Origin of the sequence: Ruminococcus sp. AF20-12LB (assembly GCF_003478985.1) — a bacterium.
In the GTDB taxonomy this organism is placed as follows: Bacteria; Bacillota; Clostridia; order Lachnospirales; family Lachnospiraceae; genus Blautia_A.
The window spans coordinates 89866-103207 of sequence record NZ_QUGH01000002.1 but is presented as its reverse complement, the minus strand read 5'-3'; the positions used below and the strand labels follow the sequence as shown (position 1 = coordinate 103207).

Annotated in this window: 12 protein-coding genes; all 12 read right to left on the bottom strand. The window is 43.7% G+C overall.

The features are described from left to right. Positions 1 to 15 precede the first annotated feature (15 nt). Positions 16 to 1176 (bottom strand): restriction endonuclease subunit S, encoded by a 1161-nt coding sequence (locus DWX61_RS03175; RefSeq protein ID WP_118623748.1) that lies wholly within the window; start codon positions 1174 to 1176, stop codon positions 16 to 18. A 48-nt stretch (positions 1177 to 1224) separates the two neighbouring features. Beyond that, positions 1225 to 2727: a class I SAM-dependent DNA methyltransferase gene (locus tag DWX61_RS03170; protein WP_118623746.1), complete on the bottom strand. Its 1503-nt coding sequence runs from the start codon at positions 2725 to 2727 to the stop codon at positions 1225 to 1227. A 13-nt stretch (positions 2728 to 2740) separates the two neighbouring features. Further along, a complete protein-coding gene (locus DWX61_RS03165) occupies positions 2741 to 3796 on the bottom strand; it encodes a Fic family protein (RefSeq protein WP_118623744.1) in 1056 nt (351 codons plus the stop codon). A 249-nt stretch (positions 3797 to 4045) separates the two neighbouring features. Continuing rightward, positions 4046 to 4609, bottom strand: a complete 564-nt coding sequence (locus DWX61_RS03160; protein ID WP_022426051.1) for a Fe-S-containing hydro-lyase — start codon at positions 4607 to 4609, stop codon at positions 4046 to 4048. 1 nt (position 4610) lies between these two features. After that, positions 4611 to 5453, bottom strand: coding sequence for a fumarate hydratase (locus tag DWX61_RS03155; RefSeq protein ID WP_118623743.1), 843 nt, complete (start codon positions 5451 to 5453; stop codon positions 4611 to 4613). Between the two features lie 51 nt (positions 5454 to 5504). Further along, positions 5505 to 7115, bottom strand: coding sequence for an FAD-dependent oxidoreductase (locus DWX61_RS03150; protein ID WP_118515692.1), 1611 nt, complete (start codon positions 7113 to 7115; stop codon positions 5505 to 5507). Positions 7116 to 7128: 13 nt separating this feature from the next. Continuing rightward, positions 7129 to 7842 (bottom strand): 2Fe-2S iron-sulfur cluster-binding protein, encoded by a 714-nt coding sequence (locus tag DWX61_RS03145; RefSeq protein ID WP_330383239.1) that lies wholly within the window; start codon positions 7840 to 7842, stop codon positions 7129 to 7131. Positions 7843 to 8069: 227 nt separating this feature from the next. Then, complete coding sequence (locus DWX61_RS03140; protein WP_015524689.1) at positions 8070 to 8924, bottom strand: FAD/NAD(P)-binding protein; 855 nt, start codon at positions 8922 to 8924, stop codon at positions 8070 to 8072. Continuing rightward, the gene (locus DWX61_RS03135) at positions 8917 to 9954 is read right to left on the bottom strand and encodes a 4Fe-4S dicluster domain-containing protein (RefSeq protein ID WP_118623741.1); all 1038 of its coding nucleotides are present in this window, start codon (positions 9952 to 9954) and stop codon (positions 8917 to 8919) included. The genes DWX61_RS03140 and DWX61_RS03135 overlap by 8 nt, the downstream gene beginning before the upstream one ends. Positions 9955 to 9957: 3 nt before the next feature. Further along, positions 9958 to 10932 carry a 4Fe-4S dicluster domain-containing protein gene (locus DWX61_RS03130; RefSeq protein WP_015524687.1) on the bottom strand — a complete coding sequence of 325 codons (975 nt, stop codon included), beginning with the start codon at positions 10930 to 10932 and terminating at the stop codon, positions 9958 to 9960. Further along, positions 10920 to 11363, bottom strand: a complete 444-nt coding sequence (locus tag DWX61_RS03125; RefSeq protein ID WP_118623739.1) for a hydrogenase iron-sulfur subunit — start codon at positions 11361 to 11363, stop codon at positions 10920 to 10922. Before DWX61_RS03125 ends, DWX61_RS03130 begins: the two co-directional genes overlap by 13 nt. Next, complete coding sequence (locus DWX61_RS03120) at positions 11354 to 13342, bottom strand: CoB--CoM heterodisulfide reductase iron-sulfur subunit A family protein (RefSeq protein WP_118623737.1); 1989 nt, start codon at positions 13340 to 13342, stop codon at positions 11354 to 11356. The genes DWX61_RS03125 and DWX61_RS03120 overlap by 10 nt, the downstream gene beginning before the upstream one ends.

Here is a 13342-nt window from a genome sequence, read left to right as displayed (position 1 = left end):
CAGCTTCTCCCCTTTCTAGCCAAAGTATTGTTGCATCAGACTATCGAATAACTTTTGTGTTTCATCCAGTGCTTTTTGTACTTTAACTTTTGATTTGTCGACTTGTTTGACAAAATCTGCAAATTGATTTTGAAGTTCAATTGGCGGAACAGGAATGACAAGCGTGCCCAGTATCTGTTGATTCAAATTCTGAATATTTGCTCCTCTACCAGTCATTTTCATCCTCATTGAATCTGCCTTTAGTGCCCTTAACAAATACGGAACAATAATCTCATTGTCATGTTTTCTATATCTAATACAGAATCCACTAAAAGTTGTTGGAACATTTCCCGGATACACCGCTATACTACGTCCAACCAGGGCTTTGTTACCATTAGAACGAACAAAAACTATATCATCATCTTTTAACAGATATTCTTCTGAAGGCATTTCTTTTAATGAAACTGTCGGAAGTTCATCTGTATTGTCAATTATAGAAAGCTCTTTAAAATCTCCCACACCTAAACAATTAATTTCAACGCCCTCATCGTCATAATGAAAATTCATTCCATTCTTACACCGCCCCATATCTAATAAAGATTTCGTTATCCACCCTTTTTCATTCATAACCGGATCCCCAAACATCTCGACAAATCGGGCTTTGATAAGCTCATCTAAAGCAGATATTTCTTTATTCCTTTGCTGAATAATCTGTGTAAATTTATCCAAAACATCGACAATTTCACACTGTCTATCAATATCAGTTTCAATATTTACAGTAAACTCTCCAAACTGACTCTTATTTATTATCGGAACAACAGGAGCATTTGCTATGGCAACAAATCTTGGCTTATTGAACAACAAATTATATGCCAAATATTTGGGTTGTACCCTATCATTTGGAATAATTGCATTTATCTGCTGATTAAATGCATATTCTCCATCTGAAGCAATTCCAATTTTCCCAATACTGCCAATACAAGTAATAAAGATTGAGTTTTTGCCAACAATTCTTGCCTTTTTTCTTGCATTTTCAGATATATATTCATTTGAATCCACAATCTCGTTAATGCCATCATCTGCAATAATATCTGGTTTTATAAAGCAAATATCTTCTGAACTCCAAAACGCTTCAGTCTTTTTACTTGGTGTATTACCTGTGATAATTTCACCAAGTTCTTTCATCATTACTTCCATCTACATCACCCCTACAAACCCGAATTTTCGAATCTGCCATCCTTTCTTCTATAATCCCAACAACCGCTCCAACTCATCCATTTCTTTTCCGATCTCCAGCTCCAGCTCCCGAATATTGGCCATGATTTCTGATGTTGGCGGATATTCCACCGGGGTGTATTCGATTTCTTTGTATTTGTTGATACTGAGATCATAATCATTTTCCACAATATCTTTTTTCGGTACCATAAATGACTGGTCTGTTCGTTTCCGTTCTGCTTCTTTATCAAGGTTTTTGAAACGTTCTATAATATCCGGAATGTCATTTTCTGTAACAGGAGTACGTTTATCGTCCAGACTGAATCCGTCTGCTTTCATATCGTAGAACCATACCTGATCAGTTCCGCCATGTTCTGTTTTTGTGAAAATGAGGATTGCTGTGGATACTCCTGCATAGGGTTTAAATACACCGGAAGGCATGGATATCACAGCTTCCAGTCTCTGATTTTCAACAATTTCTTTTCGAATGGATTTATGTGCCCGTGATGATCCGAAAAGTACACCATCTGGTACAATACAAGCGCATCTTCCTCCGATTTTCATAATCCTCAGGAACAAAGCAAGAAATAAAAGTTCCGTTTTCTTTGTCTTGCAAACTTTAAGAAGATCTCCGGAAACAGATTCTGCATCCAGGCTTCCTTTAAAAGGAGGATTTGCCAGCACAAGGGAATACTGATCTTTATCTGCATTCTGATCAGATAAGCTGTCCCGATACTCAATATAAGGATTTTCTATTCCGTGAGTCATCATATTCATGGCTCCAATACGAAGCATGGTACGGTCCATATCGTACCCATGGAACATATGATTCATGTAATGATCTTTTTTCTGCTTATCATAAAAAATTTCTTCTTTTCTTTTTTCTTTCAGATATTCTCCTGCTGCAACCAGAAATCCGGAGGTTCCACATGCCGGATCACAGATAATCTCATCGCTGGACGGATCCATCATCTCAACCATCATCCGGATAATATGTCTTGGTGTACGGAACTGTCCATTCCGTCCGGACTGAGCTATTTTTGAAAGAAGATATTCATATACATCTCCTCTGACATCTGCTGTCTGGATTTCATTCATAAGTTTATAAATTTCATCCAGAGAATCCACCACTTTGGATAAAAGGAGTGGTGTCGGAAGCTTAAATATCGCATCGTCCATATATTTGGAATATGCACTGTTTTTATCATTATGAAGATTTTTTATAAACGGAAATACCCATTCCTGCATGATCATATACATTCTGTCTGCCGGAAAATCATGGAATACGGACCATTTCAGCTGACTTCCGTCAATTGTTCTCTCACCTATTTTTACTTCTCCGGCAAAAATACTCTGAAATGGCAAGCCAAGCATTGCACTTTCTCTTGCACGCATATTATCGGAATCATCCAGATCATGAATAAACATCAGGTATGTAATCTGCTCGATTACTTCCAGTGGATTGACAAGTCCTCCTGCCGCAAATATATCCCATAAACCATCTATTTTATTTTTTAATTCACCAGTGATCATTTTTATCTCCCATCTATCGTTCATTATTCCAGGTATATTTCGTATACCTGCCGCCGCCGATTTTTAAAATTTTTTCTGCTGTCAGTAATTCTGCCAGTGTTCTCTGTATCGTTACCACACTGATATCCGGACATTTTTCTGCGATTTCCTTTTTTGTAATTGTTCCCAGAGTATTTTTTATAATCTCTTCTATTCGTTCCGGTTTTGATATATTCTGTGTCATCAGCAATTTTATTCTTGAAGAAAACTCTCTGTATGCTCCTACGATAACGCCAAGCATATATTTTACAAATGGTATATAATCATTCTTATTCTCATACCAGTTCTCAGAACTTTCCCTTAAACATTCATAGTATAATTCCTTCGAATTTTCTATCATTCTCTCGATACTGATATATTTTCCCACAATATAGCCGGATCTGTACAAAAGTAACAGTGTAAGTAAACGGCTCATTCTTCCATTGCCGTCATTAAACGGATGTATGCATAGGAAATCCAGAATAAACATTGGAATCAAAAGAAGTGGATCTATTTTTCCTGTTGCCATTGCCTCTTCAAATGCTCTGCACAGTTCTTCTATTGCTTCCGGTGTTTCCCATGCCGGTACTGGTTTAAACCGTATTTTTTTTATTCCCTGAGAATCTTCTTCCTCAATGACATTATCTGCAGTTTTATATTTCCCTCCAATATTGTAGCTTTCAAATTTATACAAATCTCTGTGAAGCTGTAAAATAATCGCAGACTTTGGCGGGATATGGTCATGGCTTTCATGAATTGTATTCAATACATCTCTGTATCCGGCAATTTCCTGTTCATTTCTTGTCCTTGGCCTTGTTTTGTCTCTTACCAATTCCCGCAATCTGATGTCTGATGTATAAATACCTTCTATTTTGTTGGAACTTTCCGTACTTTGAATTTTAGCGATTTCAACTAATTGTGTAAGAGTATCTGCTTTGGCCTCAATAAAAAGAGTTTGTTCTCCCTTAAATTCATGTATCTGTGTCAGATAAGATACAATTTCAGGAGTCAACAGATTTTTCCACTTTTCCTGATAATCAAACCGTCTCATATATTTTCCATCACCTTCTTTGTCACTCTTTTTTCGATTTTATTTACTTCAAGTATATAAATCAATTTTATCATTGTCAACTTCAATTTAATCATTTTATCAAGATTGATCAAATTAAAATTAAAATGTTAAAATTAAAAAGCCCGGCAATAAATGCTTCTGCACGGATCTTCAGCATTTACTGTCGGACTTTTATTCTTTTTATTCCTTTTTGAAATATATCACAATATCATATTGTAGAGCAAAAGATTATTCTGCGTGGTCTTTCAGGTACTCTGCACGTCCCTCTTCGTAGAGATTATTTCCCTCGCTGTCAATGATGACTACAAGCGGCATGTCTTCCACATAAAGCTTGCGGAGTGCTTCTGCTCCGAGGTCTTCGTATGCGATAAGCTCTGCTTTTTTGATGCATTTTGCAAGAAGTGCTCCTGCACCGCCGATGGCTCCGAAATATACGCCGTCATATTTTTTCATTGCATCTACGACTTCCGGAAGGCGGGCACCTTTTCCGATCATTCCTCTGGCGCCTACGGACATCATGGTCGGTGCATAGGCATCCATGCGGCCGCTGGTTGTAGGGCCTGCGGAACCGATGACTTCGCCTGGTTTTGCAGGAGTCGGACCTACATAGTAAATGGTAGCGTCTGTAGGGTCAAAAGGAATCTTTTCTCCTTTTGCAAGGGCCTCGCACATTCTCTTATGACCTGCGTCACGGGATGTATAAATGGTTCCTGTCAGTAAAACCTGGTCGCCTGCATGGAGAGTTCTTGCCAGCTCTCTTGTCAGAGGCAGTGTGATCTTTCTTCTTTCCATATTAAAACACCTCCGTTTTATGACGTGTCACATGGCAGTTGATGTTAACTGCACATGGCATACCTGCGATATGAGTAGGCATAGTCTCAATGTTCAGACCGATAGCTGTTGTCTTTCCGCCAAAGCCCTGGGGACCGATGCCAAGCTTGTTGATCTTCTCCAGCATTTCTTTCTCAAGATCTGCATAGTAAGGATCCGGGTTCTCTGTGTTCAGAGGACGCATCAGCGCTTTCTTTGCAAGAAGTGCACATTTGTCAAAAGTTCCTCCGATACCAACACCAACTACCATAGGCGGGCATGGGTTCGGACCTGCCGTTTCTACAACTTCAAGAATGAAATCCTTGATTCCCTGAAGGCCTGCAGATGGCTTGAACATACGGATCTGGCTCATGTTCTCGCTTCCGAAGCCTTTTGGTCCTACTGTTACTTTCACCTGATCTCCGGGAACGATCTCTGTATAGATCATAGCCGGTGTATTGTCACCTGTATTTCCACGGCGTACCGGATCCTTGACAACGGATTTTCTCAGGTAACCTTTGTCGTATCCGCGGCGTACACCTTCATTGACGGCATCATTTAAATTTCCGCCTGTAAAGTGGACATCCTGGCCAATTTCAAGGAATACGCATGCCATTCCGGTATCCTGACAGATCGGAACATTCTCACTGTCCGCAATATCAAAATTCTCGATAATATTATCAAGGACACCTTTTGCGATCTCGCCGTCCTCGCAGGCGCGGCAGGTTTTGATAGCATCCTTCACATCTTCCGGGAGATGTTCATTGGCTTCGATACAGAGTTTTTCGATGACTTCTGTAAGTCTGCTTACTTCGATTTCTCTCATAATAGACCCCTTTCGCTTATCTCATATGTTTTCTACTATAATAGCACATTTTCAGCGTTCGTGACGAGCATATTCAGGCAAAAGCATAGGAGATACTTCTCCTGTGTCGATTCCTGCGTTTTTCAATTCCTCTTCATATTTTTTGATATGATCCAGGTTCATGGTGCCAAGCTCTACCTCTTTGCATTTGGCAGCTGCTTTTTTACCTGCATTTCGTCCGAATACAATTACATCAAGAAGAGAGTTGCCCATCAGTCGGTTTCTTCCGTGGATTCCGCCTGCCGCCTCTCCTGCAACCAGAAGGTTCGGGATTTCTTTTGTAAATCCGTCTCCGTTGATCTCAAGACCACCGTTCTGATAATGAAGGGTCGGATAGATCACGATCGGGACTTTTCTCATATCAATGCCGTAGTTCATATACATACGGAACATGGCAGGGATCCTCTTTTCGATAGTTCCCTCACCTCCCAGGATCTCGATCATCGGAGTATCCAGCCATACACCCTTTCGTCCGCCTGGAACTTCAACGCCACGGCCTTCCTCACACTCTCGGATAACACCGGAAGCATTTACGTCACGGGTTTCCAGCGGATGAATATAAGCTTCTCCGTTTGCGTTTACAAGCTGTGCACCAACGGAACGAACCTTCTCTGTTACCAGGGCACCAAGGATCTGTGACGGATAGATCGCACCTGTTGGATGATACTGGATAGAATCCTGATAAAGAAGAGAAGCGCCTGCTCTGTATCCAAGTACAAGTCCGTCAGCAGTTGCTCCGTAGTGGTTGGATGTCGGGAATCCCTGGTAATGCATTCTTCCTGCACCACCGGTTGCAATTACAACTGTTTTTGCTCTTGCAACGGAATAGTCTCCGGTTTCCATGTTAAGAAGGACTGCACCGGAAACCTGTCCTTTTTCATCCTTCAGAAGCTCTACGGCGGAGGTAAATTCCACTACCGGGATCTTAAGGTTTAAGACCTCATCACGGATAGTACGCATGATCTCTGATCCGGAATAATCCTTTGCAGCATGCATTCTCTTTCTGGAGGTACCGCCGCCATGTGTAGTGACCATGGTTCCGTCTTCTGCTTTATCAAACTCAACACCAAGGTCGTTGAGCCATTTGATCGCATCCGGGGCTTCCATTACCAGTCTTTTTACAAGCTCCGGTTTTGCGGCAAAATGTCCGCCTCCAAAGCAGTCCAGATAATGCTGTACCGGGGAATCATTTTCTTTATCTGCTGCCTGGATCCCACCTTCTGCCATCATGGTGTTGGCATCACCGATACGGAGCTTTGTGACGATCATAACGTTGGCACCTGCGTTATGAGCCTCGATGGCACAGGAAGATCCTGCTCCGCCACCACCGATGATGAGTACATCTACATCATAATCGATTTTTGTAAGATCGATTTTTTCGTTGAGCAGACGGCTTTCTGAATGGAGCATTTTTGTCAGTTCCAGTGGTGCTTTCTGTCCCTTGTTCGGTCCTACCTTGATCTCTGCAAATGCATCCGGGTTATAATCCGGATGGAATTTTTTGAGAAGAGCATCTTTCTCATCTGCACTCAGACGTCTTGGCTCTGTTGCCATACGCTCCGCTCTTGTAGCCTCTACCTTTTTGATGGATTCCATCATATTTTCTGGATATGGTGCATACATGTTTTACGCCCTCCTACTTCTCAATTTCTCTGCTGTTGTAAAGTTCCTGCATCTCTGTGATCGGCTTCTGCATGATCTTCTCGATCATATCATCAAATTTGCCCTCGTGGATCTCTTCCACACGTTTCTCCAGATGTTCACTTTTCGGTGCGATATATTTACCGGTGAGACGTCTTGCCAGAAGGCCTACCATCGGATGGGAAATTCCTGCCGGACATCTTACGGAACAGCAGCCGCAGCTTACACAGTCAAAGGATTCTTCTGCACATTTCTCAAGCTCGCCTCTCTGTGCATATGCAATATACTGCATGACATTTAAGTCCTGTGTGCAGGCCTTTGTGCAGGCGTTGCATCCGATGCAGCTGTAGATCTCCGGATAGAGTTCCATCATTACCTGCTGGTTCGGCTTAAGGTCTTCTATATTATAAAGTCTCTTGTCTGTAGGGAAGAACGGGATGCTTGCCACATACATTCCCTCCTGCACCTGTGTCTGACAGGCGAGACAGGTTTTCAGTTCATTCTGTCCCTTGATCCTGTAGATGGTCGCGCAGGCGCCGCAGAACCCGTGTCTGCAGCCGCATCCTCTTTTTAATGTATAACCGGCATATTCCATAGCTGTCATAATGGTCAGATCACCGGGAACGCTGTATTTTTTACCGAAAAAATATACGTTTACCATATTATTTTCCATGTTGGTGTCCTTTCTTTTATCCAAATCGTACGCCATGTGGAACAGCCATCTCACACGTGCCCGTCGCAACGCTCCTAAAATTGGCAGCTTAGCGAGATGGTTCCCATGGCTGTGTACTGTACCCCGCAGTGCCAGGCTCGATTCTGCTTCGCTTCATCTCGCTCGAGGGCATTCGCCCTATACAGCCGCCGATAAAAACAGCTGCTTACATGCAAGCATGACGCATCTGTTTTTATCAACGTCTGTGCACTGCTCATTGCTTATCAATACTCATTAGGTAATTCATCAACCTCATCACATCTAAATACCGGGCCGTCTTTGCAGACGTATTTGTCTCCGATGTTGCAGCGGCCGCATTTTCCGACACCGCATTTCATACGAAGTTCCAGTGTGGTATATACCTGATCTCTGGAGAAGCCCAGCTCTTCCAGTCCTGCCAGAACGAATTTGATCATGATCGGCGGGCCGCAGACCAGAGCGGTCTTATTGGTATCAAAGCCAATCTCCTTCAGATAATTCGGAACAAATCCCACATGACCGTCCCAGCCTTCCTGCTCGCGGTCAATGGTAAGATATACATTTACACCTTCTGTTTTCATCCATACTTCCTGGATTTCCTTAAGCTGCACCAGATCATCTGCAGAACGGGAACCATAGAGAATATCTACTGTTCCGTAATCCTCACGGTTATCCAGCACATAATTGATCACGGAACGAAGAGGTGCCAGACCGATTCCACCTGCGATAAACAGGAGATTTTTTCCCTTTAATTTATCTTCCACCGGAAAATGATTTCCGTATGGTCCGCGGACTGCGATCTCATCTCCAACCTGAAGGCTATGAAGATAATCGGTAAGGGATCCGCATTTTTTGATACTGAATTCCTGATAATCTTTTACAGTCGGAGAAGAAGTAATGGAAAACATACCTTCACTGACGCCTGGTGCACAGACCATGGCACACTGTCCTGGCATATGCTCGAAAAGCTTTCCACCCTCCGGAGCTTCCACACGGAAAGTTTTTACATCCGGTGTCTCCTGACGGATATCTGTGATCACGCCAACCTTGGGGATCAACGTATCCAGTGTATAATTTTTATGACAGGTACATTCACTCATTCTTTTCACCTCCCTGTTTTTCAAAGGCCTTGATGACTTTTACGATATTTAAAGATTCCGGACATTTCTCCACGCAGCGGCCGCAGCCAACACAGGAGAACATGCCGTCATTATTTAACGGATAATAAACAAGCTTATGCATAAATCTCTGACGGAATCTCTGCATCTGGCTGGTACGGTTGTTTCCGTGAGCCATCATGGTAAAATCAGAATACATGCAGGAATCCCAGCAGCGGTAACGGTGAACACCGTGTCCTGTGTCGTAATCCTTGATATCATAGCACTGACAGGTCGGACATACGAAGGTACAGGTTCCGCAGGCAAGACAAGGCTTGTACAGCTTCTCCCATACAGGAGAATTGAAACGATCCATGTATTCCTCCTGTGCCCATCCTTCCAGTGAAAGATGTGTATATGGAAGAAGCTCGATAATATCACTGATCGCCTTCTTTTCCTCTTCTACCCTTGTCTCATCAGAATCTGTCAAAAGCTCTTTCACAGTTTCTGTCAGAGCATTTCCCTTTTCTGTGAGAGGCTTCCAGAAAAGCTCTCCCTCGATGATCCAGGCTGCAACATCTGCTTCCGGATCTGCGGCATCAATGCCAAATACTTTACAGAAGCAGCTTTCCTCCGGTTCATGACAGGCAAGAGCTACGATAGTTCCATGTTCTCTTCTTGCCTGGTAAAAAGTATCCACCGGATCCCCAAGGAATACCTTGTCGAGAACCTTCACACCCTGTACATCACAGGCTCTCATTCCGAATACAACAAAATTCTGGTCTTTCAGTGCCTGAGGCTCAATGCTGATATTTTTTCCGTCTTTTTTACAGGTATAGAGATTTTCACTCTGCGGAAAGAAAGCATCCTTCGGTGATTTCACGGTTTTCAGTGTTTCAAGGGAAACTTCTGCATCCTCACTCCATGCCTTGAAGTTCACCTGTTCACTTACCTTTACCGGTAAATATAATTCCTGGTCTGCGGCAATTTTCCGGAATAATGCCGGCAGATTTTCTGCTGCGATCTTATACATACATTATCCCCTTTCTGCCACGATCCCTGGCTCTACATCCTCAAAGGTAAAGCTGGTAAGCGGACCCTTTGACTCCGCATCCTCGCCTGCCTGATACTCACCGTAAAACGCATCAATATCCTTGATAAACTTACGGTTAAACAGATGAAGGGGAATTCCCTGCGGGCAGACTCTGCTGCACTCGCCACAGTCCGTACATCTTCCGGCTACATGGAAGGCACGAATCACATGGAACATCTTTTCCTCAAAGGAATCCACATTTGCCTTCTGGGCGCTGTCGAATTTGTTGCTGTCAAAAACGCATTTGCGGCAGCTGCAGGCCGGACATACATTACGGCAGGCATTACAGCGGATACATTTACTCAGCTCGCTCTGCCAAAATGCAAATTTTTCTTCCGGACTCATTGCCTCGATCCGCTCAACTTCTGCGAAACGGTCAGCGTCCTTTGTCTCCTTTGACTCACCGATCAGTTCATCGTAAATTTTATGCTCTTTTCCTTTACATACATGGCAGCGTTCCAGCATGGCATCTTTGTATGCACAGGTTTTTTCTCCGTAAACAGTATCCACAGTCAATGTCTCTGCATCTCCGGTAATCTCTGCTCCGGAAATTCCCCGGATACCCTTGATCCCCATTTTGCGGATCTTTTCAATATCCAACTTTCCTTTACAGCCAACGCCTACGATATAGGCTTTTTCTCTATCTACACGATGCTCTTTCAAAAGCTGATTAAAGCTATATGTATCGCAGGGCTTCAGACAGACCATGGTTTTTCCTTCCAGCTTGGAAGCTTCGATCATATATTTGCTTAAATTGGCACCGCAGAATCCATCATAGACAAAATCCTCCAGAGATTCCGGTGTTTCAAAATAGGCTGGTTCCGGATTAAAGGCAAGATCTCCGGCTTTCCACCCAAGAACCCGGACTACCGTGCCATCTGCAAGCAGTTCTTTTGCACGTTTTATCAGCTCCTGCATCTTATATCCTCCAATCTAACGTTTTTACCAAGTGAATGGATCTTCTCAACAAACTCACTCATAGTCTGTGAAAATTTCACGCCTTCTGCGGCAGATACCCATTCCACACGTGTTCTTCCGTTTTCCACCCCAATATAATCCAGCATTGAAAACAGAAGTGTCATACGTCTTCTTGCATAATAGTTTCCGGTACTGTAATGGCAGTCTCCCGGATGGCATCCGCACATGATCACACCATCAGCTCCTTTTTCAAAGGCACGGAGGATGAACATGGGATTGACACGGCAGGAACATGGAACACGGATGATCTTTACATCCGCCGGATAGCTCAAACGGCTGCTTCCTGCAAGGTCTGCTCCGGCGTAACTGCACCAGTTACAGCAGAATGCCACGATCTTTGGTCTGAATTCTTCCTTTGTTTCTATCGACATATTGCATCCACCTCCGCGATAATCTGTCTGTTGGAGAAGCCCTGAAGGTCCATGGCTCCTGACGGGCAGGCTACTGTGCAGGCACCGCAGCCCTGGCAAAGTGCTGTATTGACAACCGCAACTCTTCTTGTCTCACGGATACCGTGATCGTTGACCTGTTTCTCCTCATAGGAAATCGCTCCGTAAGGACATACATTAGCACAGGTAGAGCATCCGTTACAGAGAAGCTCGTCGGATTTTGCCGTACATGGATTGGTGGTCAGCTTGTCCTTTGCAAGAAGTCCTATAGCCTTTACAGCCGCAGCTCCTGCCTGGGCAACTGTCTCCGGGATATCCTTTGGTCCCTGGCATACACCGGAAAGGAAAATTCCTGCTGTCGGTGATTCTACAGGACGAAGCTTTGCATGGGCTTCTGTAAGGAAATTGTTGGTGTCAATACTTGCAGTAAGCATGGTAGCGATCTTACGTACATCCGGATTCGGCTCAATGGCTGTTGCAAGAACTACCATATCTGCTTTCTTGAAGATCTGCTTATTGTCAAGAAGATCCGAGCCCTGAACAAGAAGTGTTCCATCCGGCTGCGGGATCACTTTTCCTACCTGACCTTTGATGTAGTTTACGTTATACTGCTCAACTGCTCTTCTGTAAAACTCATCGAAGTTTTTACCAGGTGTACGGACATCAATATAAAATACCGTCACATTGGTATCCGGATATTTATCACGGATCAGCATGGCATGCTTAGCTGTGTACATACAGCAGATCTTGGAACAGTATGGCTTTCCACGGTCATCGGAGCAACGGCTTCCAACACACTGGATAAATACGATCTCCTTCGGTGCTTTTCCATCGGAAAGGCGTTCAAGATGTCCTTTTGTAGGTCCTGCAGCATTCATGATACGCTCCAGCTCCAGAGATGTGATCACATCCTTGCTCTGGCTGTATGCGTATTCATCATATTTGTCAAGCTTGATGGTATCAAATCCGGTTGCAACCACGATAGCTCCGTATTTCTGTGTTACGATCTCATCCTGCTGATCGTAATCAATGGCTCCCGCCTGACATACTTTGGAGCAGACACCACATTTGCCTGTCTTAAATTTCAGGCAATGCTCTCTGTCGATCACAGGAACATTTGGAATCGCCTGTGCAAACGGAGTATAAATAGCTGACCGGTTGTTCAGCCCTCTGTTGAACTCATTGGGAATCTTTTTGGAAGGACATTTTTCCTGGCAGACTCCACAGCCTGTACATTTGTCCATGTTGACACTTCGCGCTTTTTTGCGGATATCAACAGTAAAATCTCCTACAAAACCTGCAACTTTTTCTACTTCACTGTATGTATAGATATTGATCTTTTCGTGAGCTGCAGCCTCCACCATTTTTGGAGTAAGGATACATGCGGAACAATCCAGAGTAGGGAAGGTTTTGTCAAGCTGTGACATTCTTCCGCCGATACTTGGTGTTTTTTCCACAATATCAACTTCATAGCCTGCATCGGCAATATCAAGAGCCGTCTGGATTCCGGCGATACCGCCTCCGATGATCAGGGCTCTCTTTGTAACCCGACTTTCCCCCGGCTGAAGAGGAGCATTTAAATTGACTTTTGCTACTGCTGCTCTTGCAAGGATCACGGCCTTTTCCGTAGCCTCCTGCATATCCTTGTGGATCCAGGAACAATGCTCACGGATATTTGCGATCTCCACCATATATGGATTCAGGCCGGCCTTTTCCGCTGCTTTACGGAAAGTTGCCTCATGCATACGCGGAGAACAGGAACAGACAACCACTCCTGTGAGATTTTTTTCACGGATGGCTTCCTGGATCCTGGACTGTCCTGCTTCGGAACACATATACTGATAATCTTCTGCGTGGACAACTCCAGGCTCTTTTGCAATGATCTCCACAACTTTTTTCACGTCTACCGTAGCGGCAATATTACTTCCGCAATGACAGACAAATACACCGATTCTCTGCAC